Source organism: Coleofasciculus sp. H7-2 (assembly GCF_042747725.1).
Taxonomy (GTDB): Bacteria; Cyanobacteriota; Cyanobacteriia; order Cyanobacteriales; family FACHB-T130; genus FACHB-T130.
Genome location: NZ_JBHZGO010000115.1, coordinates 44,297 through 56,940, shown reverse-complemented (window position 1 = coordinate 56,940; position 12,644 = coordinate 44,297). Strand labels below are relative to the sequence as shown.

At 48.1% G+C, this 12,644-nt stretch carries 15 protein-coding genes; 9 read left to right on the top strand and 6 right to left on the bottom strand.

Annotated features, from left to right (window positions below; all coding sequences use genetic code 11):
• Nucleotides 1–200: 200 nt before the first annotated feature.
• The 8 genes from grpE (at nucleotide 201) to ACFW2W_RS27345 (ending at nucleotide 7,365) form a co-directional block, all read left to right on the top strand.
• Nucleotides 201–980 carry a nucleotide exchange factor GrpE gene (grpE, locus tag ACFW2W_RS27380; RefSeq protein WP_378185255.1) on the top strand — a complete coding sequence of 260 codons (780 nt, stop codon included), beginning with the start codon at nucleotides 201–203 and terminating at the stop codon, nucleotides 978–980.
• 145 nt (nucleotides 981–1,125) lie between these two features.
• Nucleotides 1,126–3,081, top strand: coding sequence for a molecular chaperone DnaK (dnaK, locus tag ACFW2W_RS27375; RefSeq protein WP_378185253.1), 1,956 nt, complete (start codon nucleotides 1,126–1,128; stop codon nucleotides 3,079–3,081).
• Between the two features lie 101 nt (nucleotides 3,082–3,182).
• Nucleotides 3,183–4,307 carry a molecular chaperone DnaJ gene (gene dnaJ, locus ACFW2W_RS27370; RefSeq protein WP_378185251.1) on the top strand — a complete coding sequence of 375 codons (1,125 nt, stop codon included), beginning with the start codon at nucleotides 3,183–3,185 and terminating at the stop codon, nucleotides 4,305–4,307.
• Nucleotides 4,307–4,582, top strand: a complete 276-nt coding sequence (locus tag ACFW2W_RS27365; protein ID WP_378185306.1) for a sulfurtransferase TusA family protein — start codon at nucleotides 4,307–4,309, stop codon at nucleotides 4,580–4,582. Before dnaJ ends, ACFW2W_RS27365 begins: the two co-directional genes overlap by 1 nt.
• Nucleotides 4,579–5,715: a small ribosomal subunit biogenesis GTPase RsgA gene (gene rsgA, locus ACFW2W_RS27360; protein WP_378185249.1), complete on the top strand. Its 1,137-nt coding sequence runs from the start codon at nucleotides 4,579–4,581 to the stop codon at nucleotides 5,713–5,715. Before ACFW2W_RS27365 ends, rsgA begins: the two co-directional genes overlap by 4 nt.
• Nucleotides 5,716–5,732: 17 nt before the next feature.
• Nucleotides 5,733–5,957 carry a type II toxin-antitoxin system Phd/YefM family antitoxin gene (locus ACFW2W_RS27355; RefSeq protein ID WP_378185247.1) on the top strand — a complete coding sequence of 75 codons (225 nt, stop codon included), beginning with the start codon at nucleotides 5,733–5,735 and terminating at the stop codon, nucleotides 5,955–5,957.
• Entirely contained in the window at nucleotides 5,957–6,091 is a 135-nt protein-coding gene (locus ACFW2W_RS27350; protein WP_378185245.1) for a hypothetical protein, read from the top strand. Before ACFW2W_RS27355 ends, ACFW2W_RS27350 begins: the two co-directional genes overlap by 1 nt.
• Before the next feature lie 368 nt (nucleotides 6,092–6,459).
• A complete protein-coding gene (locus tag ACFW2W_RS27345; RefSeq protein WP_378185243.1) occupies nucleotides 6,460–7,365 on the top strand; it encodes a hypothetical protein in 906 nt (301 codons plus the stop codon).
• A 227-nt stretch (nucleotides 7,366–7,592) separates the two neighbouring features.
• On the opposite strand, the gene ACFW2W_RS27340 is transcribed toward ACFW2W_RS27345, so the two are convergent.
• From ACFW2W_RS27340 to ACFW2W_RS27325, 4 genes are all read right to left on the bottom strand, one after another.
• Nucleotides 7,593–8,492, bottom strand: a complete 900-nt coding sequence (locus tag ACFW2W_RS27340) for a class I SAM-dependent methyltransferase (RefSeq protein ID WP_378185241.1) — start codon at nucleotides 8,490–8,492, stop codon at nucleotides 7,593–7,595.
• A 127-nt stretch (nucleotides 8,493–8,619) separates the two neighbouring features.
• Entirely contained in the window at nucleotides 8,620–8,859 is a 240-nt protein-coding gene (locus ACFW2W_RS27335) for a YgiT-type zinc finger protein (protein WP_378185239.1), read from the bottom strand.
• Nucleotides 8,828–8,959 (bottom strand): DUF4258 domain-containing protein, encoded by a 132-nt coding sequence (locus ACFW2W_RS27330; protein ID WP_378185304.1) that lies wholly within the window; start codon nucleotides 8,957–8,959, stop codon nucleotides 8,828–8,830. The genes ACFW2W_RS27335 and ACFW2W_RS27330 overlap by 32 nt, the downstream gene beginning before the upstream one ends.
• A 122-nt stretch (nucleotides 8,960–9,081) precedes the next feature.
• Entirely contained in the window at nucleotides 9,082–9,303 is a 222-nt protein-coding gene (locus ACFW2W_RS27325) for a helix-turn-helix transcriptional regulator (RefSeq protein WP_190413812.1), read from the bottom strand.
• Between the two features lie 160 nt (nucleotides 9,304–9,463).
• Here ACFW2W_RS27325 and ACFW2W_RS27320 point away from each other — a divergent pair, with 160 nt between their 5' ends.
• Entirely contained in the window at nucleotides 9,464–9,877 is a 414-nt protein-coding gene (locus tag ACFW2W_RS27320) for a hypothetical protein (protein WP_378185236.1), read from the top strand.
• Between the two features lie 68 nt (nucleotides 9,878–9,945).
• On the opposite strand, the gene ACFW2W_RS27315 is transcribed toward ACFW2W_RS27320, so the two are convergent.
• Complete coding sequence (locus tag ACFW2W_RS27315; protein ID WP_378185234.1) at nucleotides 9,946–11,331, bottom strand: GUN4 domain-containing protein; 1,386 nt, start codon at nucleotides 11,329–11,331, stop codon at nucleotides 9,946–9,948.
• A 46-nt stretch (nucleotides 11,332–11,377) separates the two neighbouring features.
• Entirely contained in the window at nucleotides 11,378–12,607 is a 1,230-nt protein-coding gene (locus ACFW2W_RS27310) for a DUF445 domain-containing protein (RefSeq protein ID WP_378185232.1), read from the bottom strand.
• Between the last annotated feature and the right edge of the window lie 37 nt (nucleotides 12,608–12,644).

Below are 12,644 nucleotides of genomic sequence, written 5' to 3'. Positions count from 1 at the left end.
AATAGTATTGGCAGGATGCCTGGGCACACTATGATTCTAAAAAGGGGAAAGTTTTGTGGCGATGCGCCTGTTCTCTCCATCCCTAAGTTAGGGAGCGGTGAGACACCAACCTGATACAGAAGGGGAGGTGGTACTGGCGACATAGACAGGACTACCAATAAAATGAGCGCGAGCAGTCTCTTAACTGGGATGAGAGCCCAATGAACGAGGAAGAAAATCAGCAAGACAATACTTTACCTCCAATGGTTGATGACCAGGCGGTGGCACAGGGAATGGGGGATGAACCATTATCGGAAACGGGAACCGTGAATGGAGAACCTTCATCTGATGCGTCAGTGTATGGAACAAGCCAAACTGATGCGGTATCAGAAGCCGCTGCAACATCCAGAGCAATCGGAGGAGAAGAAAGTAACGCAGAAGCAGCCAGCAACTCAGCGGCTATAGAAGCATTGACGCGGGAAGTGGAGGCTTTAAAAGCGCAAGTGGAAGAACGCACGCAACAGTGTGATTCTTTCAAAACTCAGTACATGAGGATAGCCGCAGATTTTGAAAATTTCCGCAAGCGGACTCTCAAAGAGAAGGAAGACTCGGAGGTGCAGATCAAGTGCGCCACCATTACTGAGTTACTGCCCGTAGTGGATAATTTTGAGCGGGCGCGATCGCAGATCAAGCCGCAAACTGATAGCGAATGGAGCATCCACAAAAGCTACCAGAGTGTCTACAAACAGCTGGCGGACGCTCTCAAGCGCATTGGAGTATCTCCCATGCGTCCGGAGGGTCAAGAATTCGATCCCAATCTCCACGAAGCCGTAATGCGGGAGCCAACGAATGAGTATCCAGAAGGCACCGTGAGCGAACAGCTAGTGCGGGGCTATTTCTTGGGCGATCGCGTCTTGCGCCACGCCCTAGTCAAAGTTGCTGCGGCTATGGAGCCCGTGGTACCCTCAGAGGAAGGTCATCCGCTTTCTGGCGAAAGTTAATGGAGTTTGACGCACTGCATCGACGGTTGGAGGCGTCAGAAATTACAATCAAGTTGATGGAAATTTGGTGCCTGGTCCGAACCATACCAGGCAAACAATTCAACGGCTACTCAACAAATCCTGCACACCTTTACTACAGCTAGCTATGGGAAAAGTCATTGGCATCGACTTGGGCACGACCAATAGTTGCGTGGCTGTTTTAGAGGGGGGTCAACCCATTGTCATCTCTAACACAGAAGGCGGGAGAACGACCCCAAGTATCGTGGGATTTGGCAAGGGAGGCGATCGCTTGGTCGGTCAACTGGCGAAACGGCAAGCTGTCACCAATGCCGAAAATACGGTTTACAGCATTAAACGCTTTATCGGTCGCCGCTGGGATGACACCGAAATAGAGCGATCGCGCGTGCCCTACACCTGTATCAAAGGTCGCGATGATACCGTCGATGTCCAAATTCGGGGACGCAACTACACCCCCCAAGAAATCTCAGCGATGATCCTGCAAAAGCTAAAGCAGGATGCAGAAAACTTTCTCGGCGAACAGGTAGACCAGGCAGTAATCACCGTACCTGCCTACTTCACAGACGCCCAACGGCAGGCGACAAAAGACGCCGGTACCATTGCCGGACTGGAAGTTTTACGGATCATCAACGAACCCACGGCAGCCGCTCTTGCCTACGGCTTGGATAAACAAGATGAAGAGCAGTGCATTCTGGTGTTTGACTTAGGCGGCGGCACCTTCGACGTTTCCGTACTCCAATTGGGTGACGGCGTTTTTGAAGTCAAAGCTACCTCTGGAAACAACCACCTAGGCGGAGATGACTTTGACAACAGCATTGTCCGCTGGATGATCGAAAACTTCAAACAGCAAGATTCCATCGACCTGGGAACCGACAAAATGGCTCTCCAGCGGCTGCGGGAGGCAGCGGAGAAAGCCAAAATAGAACTTTCCAACATGGGCAGCACCTCCATCAATTTGCCATTCATCACCGCCGATGAAACCGGACCTAAACATTTGGAGATGGAACTTTCCCGTGCCCAGTTTGAAGAACTCGTCAACCAGTTGGTGGAAGGTACCATTGAGCCAGTGGCTCAGGCGATCAAAGACAGCGGTTTGACGACCAATGAGATTGACCGGATTATCCTGGTAGGAGGTTCAACCCGAATTCCTGCCGTTCAAGATGCGATTAAGAAGTTTTTTGGCGGTAAAGCACCCGATCGGTCGATCAACCCGGATGAAGCAGTGGCGCTGGGAGCGGCGATCCAAGGTGGCGTCTTAAGCGGCGAAGTCGAGGATCTGCTGCTATTGGATGTTGCTCCCCTGAGCTTGGGCATTGAAACCTTGGGAGAAGTGTTCACAAAAATTATTGAGCGCAACACCACAATTCCCACCACGAAATCTCAAGTTTTTTCCACCGCCACTGACGGACAAACAAGCGTGGAAATTCACGTCTTGCAGGGTGAGCGGGCGATGGCGAAAGACAACAAAAGTCTTGGCAAATTCCTACTAGCAGGAATTCCCCCCGCTCCCAGAGGCGTCCCTCAAATTGAAGTGTCCTTTGAAATCGGCGTTGATGGAATTCTCAAAGTATTGGCTCAAGACAAAGGCACTGGGAGAGAGCAGAGTATCCGGATTAGCAATACCGGCGGCTTGAATGCCAGCGAAGTCGAACGGATGCGGCACGAAGCTGAAACCTATGCCGAAGAAGACCGGCGTCGGATACAAGTAGTGGAGCTGAAAAATCAAGCTGATAGCTTGTTCTACAGCTATGAATCAACGTTGAATGACAACGGGGCTCAGGTTGGCGAGGATCTCAAGACGCAGGCAAATAAGAAGGCTATAGCGGTGCGAGCGGCGCTGGCTAACCCCTCAATCAGTGTTGAGGAGATCAAACAACAGATTGACGATTTTCAACAGACACTGTTTGCGATTGGTGCCGCCGTGTACCAGCAAGCCAGCGGACGGGAGTCACAGGATGATTACGAAAGCCTGGAAAGTGGCATATCCCAAGAGTTTAGTGAGCCTGACTCCACACCCGATGACGACGACTTTAAGTTTGATGACGATAATACCGTTCAGGCTGACTACGAGCCAGTTGACTAAATCAATTAAAAATGAATAATTAAAAATGAAAAATTGAAGAATCTCTAAATTTTTAATTTTTCATTTCTCCTAACCCTTAACCCCTAAAGAAGCAGTGTTCTATGGCCCGCGACTACTATGAAATTCTCGGGGTCTCCCGTGACTCAGACAAAGAGGAAATGAAGCGTGCCTATCGCCGTCTGGCCCGGAAATATCACCCGGATGTCAATAAAGAGCCAGGGGCGGAAGAACGCTTCAAAGAAATTAATCGCGCCTACGAAGTCCTTTCGGAACCAGAAACCCGGACTCGCTACGATCGCTATGGGGAAGCCGGGGTGGCTTCTGGTGTCGGAGCTGGCCCAGACTTAGGCGATATCGGGAACTTTGCCGATATTTTTGAAAGCTTCTTCAGTGGGTTTGGGGGTGGCGTGGGTCAAACTGCTGCTCGCCGACGTAGCGGCCCGGTTCGCGGTGACGACCTGCGGTTAGATTTAAAGTTGGAATTTCGGGAAGCCGTGTTTGGGGGCGAAAAAGAAATCAGGATTCCCCATCTAGAAACCTGTGCTACCTGCAACGGTGCGGGTGCCAAGCCGGGAACGCGACCGCGAGCCTGTCCGACTTGCAGTGGTTCCGGTCAAGTGCGTCGCGCGACACGGACTCCGTTTGGTAGCTTTACCCAAGTCTCAGTCTGTCCCACCTGTAACGGTGAAGGGCAGGTAATTGAGGACAAGTGTGAAACTTGCGGAGGCGTCGGTCGCAAACAGGAGACGAAAAAGCTTAAAATTACTATCCCTCCAGGGGTAGACAATGGAACCCGCCTGCGCGTTTCTAAAGAAGGAGACGCCGGTCTGCGCGGTGGCCCTCCGGGAGATTTGTACGTCTATTTGTTTGTCGAGGAAGACGCAGAGTTTCAGCGGGATGGGATTAACGTCCTGTCAGAGATTAAGATTAGCTACTTGCAGGCGATCTTAGGATGCCGTCTGGAAGTGAATACAGTTGATGGGCCGGTAGAGTTAACAATTCCGGCGGGAACGCAACCGAATACGGTGCTGACGCTAGAAAATCATGGCGTACCCAAACTAGGGAACCCAGTCAGCCGGGGCGATCACCTGATTAATGTAGGAATTGATATTCCCAATCGGATTACGGCTGAAGAACGGGAACTGCTAGAGAAGTTGGCTAAAATCAAAGGCGATCGCACTGGGAAAGGCGGTTTAGAAGGATTTTTGGGAGGATTGTTCAAGTGATAAACAATCCAGCGACTGCAACGGATGTGCCGGACGCTCAGCTGGACTTGCGGGGGACGCCTTGCCCGATTAACTTCGTTCGGACTAAACTCCGCCTGGAACAAATGGCACCCGGCACCTTATTAGAAGTGTGGCTAGATCCGGGTGAGCCAATTGAGCAGGTTCCTGATAGTTTAGCGATGGCAGGCTACACAATTGTAGAGACGCGATTCATTGCGTCTGAAGACCGCACAGGCTTTTTTGCCCTGAGGGTGCGGCGTCCAGCTTCCCTATGAGTTCTGTACCCCCTTCGCTGCCGCCGAGAGAGAAGACGGAGGAGCAATTTTCAGAGTTAATTGGGACGGTGCTGGCTGTGCAGGCGAATTTCTACCAAGTGCGGCTAGATTTCAGCAGTCCGGAGTTGGGAGTTCACACCCCACCCATAACTCCCTTTCTGTTGTGTACTCGTCGGGCAAGACTGAAAAAAATAGGTCAGAAGGTGATGGTAGGCGATCGCGTTCTGATTGAGGAAGCCGACTGGGCAGGTGGACGGGGTGCGATCGCCGAAGTTTTACCCCGCAAAACTGAACTGGATCGTCCTCCAGTGGCAAATGCCCAGCAAATTATTCTGGTTTTTGCCCTGGAAGAACCCACGTTGGATGCCTATCAATTGAGTCGTTTCCTGGTAAAGGGAGAGACTACTGGCTTAGATGTCTGCCTTTGCTTAAATAAAAGCGATTTGGTGACAACTGACCAACTCAACCAATGGCGCGATCGCTTGCAAGGGTGGGGCTACCAACCGATATTTATCAGCGTCCACACAGGCACAGGTCTTGAAGAATTCCAGCATCAGCTGAATCATAAAATTACTATCTTTGCTGGTCTTTCTGGCGTTGGGAAATCGAGCATCGTCAACTATCTCATTCCCAGTATCAATCTGCGCGTCGGGGAAGTTTCCGGCAAACTCAGCCGAGGGCGTCATACTACGCGACACGTTGAACTGTTTGAATTACCGACAGGCGGATTCATTGCAGATACCCCAGGCTTCAACCAACCAGACTTGGATGCGACTCCGGAAGAGTTGGTGCATTATTTCCCAGAAGCACGGCAGCGCTTAGCCGTTGCCCGATGTCAATTTAGTGATTGCCTGCATCGGGATGAGCCGAATTGTGCGGTGCGGGGGGATTGGGAACGTTACGAGCATTATCTAGATTTTCTGAAAGATGCGATCGCTCTTTCTACTCACCTAAACCAACAAGCCGATCCCGACGCCACCCTGAAAATGAAAACCAAGGGTAAAGGGCACAGTCAATACGAACCCAGGTTAGAAGCCAAAAAATACCGTCGTCCTTCTCGTCGTACTCAACAGCAGGCGCTTGACCAAGTGTATCAAGACACGGATTTTTCAGAAAAGATGGAAGATGAATAAAAAAGAGGGTAACAGTTATGCAACAAATCGATCTCGCTGAGGCATCTAAATATCTGCCCAACTTAATCGAGGCGGCACTTCGTGGTGAAGAAGTCACGATCTCGAAAGACAACCAACCTGTTGTCAAATTAGTGCCAGTGTCGCCAGTTAAGCGTCGCCGCCAAGCTGGGAGTGCTAAAGGGTTAGTTACAATATCTGATGACTTTGACGAGACGCTAGAAGACTTCAAGGATTATATGTAATGAGGCAACTGCTGGACACTCATACATTTATTTGGTACGTCATAGACAGCCCTAAACTTAGCACCAGAGTGCGATCGCTAATTGACGATGAAAATAACGAAATTTTGCTCAGTACAGATGTCCTCAAAAAATAAACTTGTAAATCAGAAGTGCTGGTAACTACTGAGTTTATGTATGAAGTTTCTGAGTGCTAGAAAATAACGTTCTTCATCTGAGCAAAAACAAAGTTTTACACTAACGGCTAAAGCCAGCTGCGGCAGATAATACCGAACTAGGCACCAGTGGCTTTCGACCGTCCGCTGCACTGCCGTGTTAGCATGCTGCAATGCAACTATAGCAATCCTATTTGAGTCGTGAGATGCCAGCGCCTCAGATCCCCGACTTCTTGGAGAAGTCGGGGATCTCGCCTTCACGAATCATTTAGGACTGCTATACTCTCAACTTTACCAATAACGTTGCTAAAATATTTTAGTACTAACGTATCTTAACCACGAGTACTTGGATGGCTGCTAACCTAACTATTTACTGTCTCGAAAAGCTGACAGACTATTCTGAGTTTGAGCGTCTTTGTCACGACCTGATGTTTTTAGAAGGATATTCATCTGTTGAGCCGCTTGGTGGTTTCAAGGACAAAGGAAGAGACGCCATACACGTTAACAAATCTCAAGAAGTCACAATATTTGCTTACAGTGTACGTGACGATTGGAAGTATAAGCTCGCAACCGATGCTGCAAAAATTGCTGGTCATAGTCACACCTGTCATGAGCTTGTTTTTATTACGACTTCTCAACCAACAGCAGGTGAAAGAGATAAAGCTATTGCTGATATTTGTAATCAATACAGTTGGAAACTTAAAATATATGGAATTGAATGGCTTAGGCTTCTTCTAGATGTAAAGCATCCTGCAATTAAATTTGAATATCCTCAAATTTTCCCACCAGCTTTATTGCCAATTTCAAACGAAGATAAATTCAAAAATAATCATAAATTATCTAACCATCGTTTGGAAAGTTATGAAACTCTTTTTTATAAAATCAAACTAGCTGTTGGCGTCATCGAAGAACTACTTGAATTAGAAAATTTCTCAATTAAGGAGAAGCAAAGAATTGCATATTTTGTAGGTCTAGAAGTCGCTATGTTAACAGATGAACATAGTTTTTATTTGGATGAGGCAATTACAGTTCACGTTGTAGGCTCATTCGTTGGTCTAGAAGATATTTTTAAAATAGATGATTCCGAAGTTCACCAAAGTGAAATTGAGATTTTTAGAAAAAACATTAGAAATGCTTACAGAATGATTGAATCTGTGAGGAATAGGGGAGAATTAAACCAGTTAATTACGAGTCCTCTTGTGGAACACTACAGATATCTGAAAGAAGAACAGGACGTGAAGGATCAAGTATATTAGTTTCTCGGTAAATAAAAGTTATGCCCTCACGAATAATAATGATGACACCCTACAGGCAATCTTAGGGTACGCGCCCACCGAGAGACGAAGCAGGTTAACTATTATTTAGACTTAGACTGACACAATCTTTCTAACTCCCCTAATTCGGGTAATTATCGGGATGTTTGTTACTCTGGTTACAGTAGAATGTAAAACCCTTGCACCAAAGGAATTTGACCAATTTAGCATTAGCGTCGGGCTGCCCAGTTGCGTCTGTCTACTTTCGCACCGCCTAAAATATCCACGCTTCCAATAATGGTGTTGTCAGAAATGCGCCCATTAAACTGCATTGTTACTAGCTTCCCTTGCTTCGGCTGTGTAACTTTAAAGCTAAGTTGGTCGCCTGTTAATTTTGCCTCAGTAATCGGTATTTCCCCATTGCTCATTCTCACCGTTCCCGTAACTTCTTGAAACTGTTGACGTAGTTGCAGCGTGTAGGGATTTTTGCTCCCGACGGATTGCATATTCCATTGCCAGGTTCCTGTTACCTGTGCTGGAATCACCCAGTAGAAAACTCTGTGAATGCGAGAACCGACCCGCAACACTTCAGTGCGGTCAGGTTTCCATTCCTTCATGTCGAATTGGTGAGAGACAACGGGCGTTCCCGGTTTGAGTTCGCGCAGCAGTTTCGGTCGCAATTGGATGTTAACTTTAGGCAGCAGGTAAAGCGTCACTACGGTAGCGTCACTAAGGTCAGTTTGGAACAAATCTTGCTCGACAAACTTCACGCGATCGCTCACACCTGCTAATCTAGCTTTTTCGTTACTTTCCTGAATCAGTCGGGGGTTAATCTCGAAACCGACACCCTTCGCGCCGAATTGCTTCGCTGCTGCGATAACCAGCCTTCCATCGCCAGAACCCAGATCGTAGACGACATCATCTTTTGTGACGCCTGCCATCTTCAGCATCGCTGTCACCACCTGGTTAGGCGTTGGCACATAGGGCACATCAGTCTGCGATCGCACCCCCTCCGGCAGAGGTGGAGGTTGAGCTTGGGAGACAGGTAGCGATCGCCCTTCTCGCCAGATGAAGAGGCTGCTAACCCCCACACACAACACTAAAAAGCCAAGGATTCGCTTCAAGCGCATAGCATCTGATCACCTTTGTGAATGTGACGTTTCTCCTTATCTTGCCAGAAGCGATCGCTTGTGAACACTTAGATTTGGAGAGAGCGATCGCAAAGCTTATGCCGCGATGATTCGGCTTCTCGCCTCCTTACCTGACTCGAAAAGATTGCCCTATCGGTTGAAAATCTTCTGTCTCTTGACGCTTCAGTTTGGCTCTAATGTTTTCAAATCGCCTAACCGTTTCCACAGAATACAATCTTTCCCCGCAGCTTAGACAAACTTCTGCCGATACTTTTAAAACAGCCGTGTGGTTGCCCCCACGCAGTATTTTCTCTACTTCTTTTTTGACCATACCACTACAAACCGGGCAATTTTCTAATAGCATCATTTGGGTAGTGTTCTATGATTTCGCCATAAAGGACGGAAAAGTAGATTTCATCAAATAAGAGTTGGTCATCCTCTGCTTCTTCATCAGCATGATCTGTAATCCGAACCCGATTCGCTAGGATTGCTGCAATGATGTCGTTGATGTTAATTCATTGCATTATTGTCCACAATTGGTAGTTAGAAGCGATCGCATTTAATCCTTTTAACTTGCCGATGCGATCGCTTATTCCTGCACCACTTCCAACAAATCTTCAATCAACACATCAAAGGTTCGCGCTAACTTTCGTAAAGCAGCTAAGTCAGCCATCACCATTCCCGGCGACACTGCATAAGTTTTGATTGTGCTGTACGACACTCCGGAACGTTCGGAAACTTCCTTCAGCGTCCAGCCCTCTTTGGCGGCAAACTCCCTAATCCGCAACTTTATTAATTCTGTTCTTGACATAGAGTTTAAATTTCGACTAAAATATTTTATCCAGTAAAAAGCGATCGCCCTTTGGCGTCGGAAACTGAAGAGCGATCGCTAATTCCACAAAAACTCCATGATATTGGAGTTAATTCTTATGATATCAAGCTCACAGCCAGGATCAAGGGTTGTTCATCAATTGGCTCGGTTTGTTACGAAAGAAGCGATCGCCCTCCTCCTCAATCTCAACCCCGAACAGATATATCGGATCGACTGCTGGCAATATGTTATCCACGTTGTTGGCAAAGGCGTGAGTACGTTTGTCAGCTATGCGGATCTGCCACCGATTTTAAACGTCGAGACACCCACTGCCAAAGATTTCCTCAGATGGCGCAAGCGTTGGCGAAAGAATCAATATAAAGCCCCCGGCTTTTGGGTAAAATTTTACGAGCAGAAACTACAGACAGTCCCTTCCTTGGCAGAAATGTACAGATGGGGTGAATTGCTGGGCGTCATTAAATCTGTGCTGTCAGAGGCTCAATTGCGGAGGTTGCGGAGTGTCTATTCTCAGAAAAAACAAGCAATGGAAAAGTTTCAAACTCAACTTGTTTAAGAATTCATTTCTAGATATATTGCTAGCCAGCTTCTTCAAAACAAAGCGATCGCTCTTTGTTTATCGGCTTACAAATCGGGACGCGCCAGCAGCGACTCGCCAACCGTTACAAAACAACCCCAGACACCCCCCGAACCCCCGACTCGCCACCCCGGAAGATGTCCGGGGAGAGCATCCGAAGTGAAATTGAGGTCATTCCACCACAACCAAGTTTCGTTAATGTGCCAACCCACGCGATCGCCAAACGTGACAAAATTATTTCCACACTCTTGGTAAATGCGCTTCTGGACACTCAAGCCAAAGCGTCCGTTGCTGTAATTTACCCAAAGAGTATCGATAGTACGTAAATCTTGCCCTGGAAACGATTCGATGTGTTCGTAATCCAGCCACTCTTCTTCGTCCCGATGGGCTACCTTCAGCATAATCGCCGCCGTTTCCAAATCGGCTTCTCTCCACTTCCCTGCTGCCAATAAATCTCGCAATTGACGGTAATTTTCCCCCGCCTCCGGACTCAGATTGTTGTGGAAAGCGTCCAAAGGGACAAACATTGTCGTGGAAAGCGTGGTATCAGGCATAGTGATGACTGATTCAACGTTTCGTATCGGTAACGTCGCCGCATCTTGATTCAGGCTGCTGAAATTGCATAAATCCAACCAAGCTTGCACTGAAGCAGGGCGATTTTCGGGTTCAAACTCCATCCCCAGGAGAATTGCCAGCTCAACGCGATCGCTAATACTAGAATTAATTTGCCTCGGTGCCTCTAAGGGAACTTTCGCAGCCCTGGCAAAAGCCGGAGTCGGACGCTTTCCCGTGAGTAAATAATACAGGGTTGCGGCTAGGGCGTAGACATCCGTATACTCGCCTCGTCTCGCTTCCTCAGCATATTGCTCAATGGGTGCAAAACCGTGAGTTAAGGCTTGAGTATGAGCTTGGGTAGTATCCCGGATAAACTCCCGTGCAATCCCAAAATCAATCAAAACCGCCTCTAATTTCCCAGAACGCAGCATGATGTTGTGCGGCTTGACATCCCGATGCAGCAAACCTTTATCGTGAACGACGGTAAGCGCTTCGCCAATCTGCTGAATGTAGCGCAGTGCTTCTGTTTCCGACAGGAGTCCCCACTTGTTCACCCGCTTCCATAAATCTTCCCCTTCCACATATTCCATCGCCATACAGGGAAGCGAGCCTTCCTGAAAAGCGTTTTCAATCTGCACGATATGAGGGTGACGACACAAAGCGAGACGTAGCGCCTCATCTCGAAAATCCCGCTGAAATTTGTCCCGGAACGAAGCGAGTTCTGGGTTGTTGAGGACATCCTCTTTCAGCGTCTTGATGACAACTTGATTGCCTTTTCTGTCTTTAGCAAGATAGGTAATCCCAACACCACCCTGACCGAGCGGTCTTTCGATGATATAGCGATCGCCGTATAACCTCTGCCCAGCTGCCCAAGCCATAGCTTACCAACGACTCCGAGACGAACCGTGTTAATTTTTGCACACCTTAACGCAGCAACAGCAAAACCCCCTGCAACAAACCCACGACAAACCCTAAGATGCCCCCCAAATTGACAATTGCTTGCAGCTCATTTTTGACGATGCCTTGAATTGCCATTTCCAATTCCGCCGCCGATGTTCCCTTCACTCGGTCAATAATCACCTGATCGATCGACAAAATCGGAATCACTTGAGCCACAATTTTTTCCAGATCCCGCTCCAAATAGCGCTCTAAAATTAAAGCCAATTCTTTGCTAACCACTTCTAAAGAAGCATTCACAGCAGGCGATGTTCGCAGCCGAGCCAGGATTAACTTGGCAATATTTTCCCAGTCCACAGAGTCACTCAATCCCTGCAACAAGTCAGCGCCATGCTCTTGAATATAACTGCGGACGCTGTCGCGCATCGTTTTACGCAACTGGCGCACCGTCGAAACCGGCAAATTTTGTAAAGAGAGATTTTGCAGCCATTCCTGCAAACGTTCTCGAATTCCTAACGAGACAATCAACTCTGTCAAACGTTGATTTGTTTCCTCTTTTTCGTCCAAGCAAAACGTCCGCAGGCGCGTCAGAGTGTTGCGAAGACCAAACAAATTCGCCACCACCCAGTAAGTGCCACTCGTCTTTGCCCGAAAGCCTTCATCAATGACTTGAATATTGCGGTCAGTCAGGAAATCCACCAAAGCTTGCCGCACCATATCTGGTGGTAGCACCACTTGCAATATCCAGTCAGAAAGCTTCTTTGCCTGATCGTCACTCAGCTGAAATTCCAGCAAAACCTTATCAAAAATTTGGTTGAGTTGGACTTCCAGAAAATCCTCGCGGCGGGCTAAAACTTTCAGCAGGCGGGGAAACGATTCACCCAGCAAATCCCGCAGAATTCCCGCCATAATTTTAGCGGTTTTCTGCTCGGCATCGGGTTTGACCTGCTCTAGCGCCAGTCGCAGTAACCAAAGAATCGCCCCTTGCACCCGTTCTGTATGCAGCAGCCGTCGCGCCAGCTTTTGCAATTCCTCTGGCGTCAGCAGCGACCCCATGATCGTGTCGGAAACCCGGTTGGCTAGGCGTTCCTGATTTCGGGGAATCAATCCAGGCGTGAAAGGGACGCGCCGCCTACCGATGTAAAGAGTCCGATAGGGGCGGAATAACATTTTAATGGCGATATCGTTGGTGAAATAGCCAATAATTGCACCAACAATCGGGGGACTGACGTAAAGCCAGAGGTTAGACCAATTCAAGGCGGCGATCCAATTAGGCAGAGGTTACGTTTTAAGG

Bases quoted from the DNA above. Each gene is read 5' to 3' on its own strand.
- dnaJ (WP_378185251.1), top strand. From the start codon at position 3,183: ATGGCCCGCGACTACTATGAAATTCTCGGGGTCTCCCGTGACTCAGAC.
- ACFW2W_RS27315 (WP_378185234.1), bottom strand. From the start codon at position 11,331: ATGGCTTGGGCAGCTGGGCAGAGGTTATACGGCGATCGCTATATCATC.
- ACFW2W_RS27340 (WP_378185241.1), bottom strand. From the start codon at position 8,492: ATGCGCTTGAAGCGAATCCTTGGCTTTTTAGTGTTGTGTGTGGGGGTT.
- dnaK (WP_378185253.1), top strand. From the start codon at position 1,126: ATGGGAAAAGTCATTGGCATCGACTTGGGCACGACCAATAGTTGCGTG.
- ACFW2W_RS27335 (WP_378185239.1), bottom strand. From the start codon at position 8,859: ATGATGCTATTAGAAAATTGCCCGGTTTGTAGTGGTATGGTCAAAAAA.
- ACFW2W_RS27355 (WP_378185247.1), top strand. From the start codon at position 5,733: ATGCAACAAATCGATCTCGCTGAGGCATCTAAATATCTGCCCAACTTA.
- ACFW2W_RS27345 (WP_378185243.1), top strand. From the start codon at position 6,460: ATGGCTGCTAACCTAACTATTTACTGTCTCGAAAAGCTGACAGACTAT.
- ACFW2W_RS27350 (WP_378185245.1), top strand. From the start codon at position 5,957: ATGAGGCAACTGCTGGACACTCATACATTTATTTGGTACGTCATAGAC.
- rsgA (WP_378185249.1), top strand. From the start codon at position 4,579: ATGAGTTCTGTACCCCCTTCGCTGCCGCCGAGAGAGAAGACGGAGGAG.
- ACFW2W_RS27325 (WP_190413812.1), bottom strand. From the start codon at position 9,303: ATGTCAAGAACAGAATTAATAAAGTTGCGGATTAGGGAGTTTGCCGCC.
- grpE (WP_378185255.1), top strand. From the start codon at position 201: ATGAACGAGGAAGAAAATCAGCAAGACAATACTTTACCTCCAATGGTT.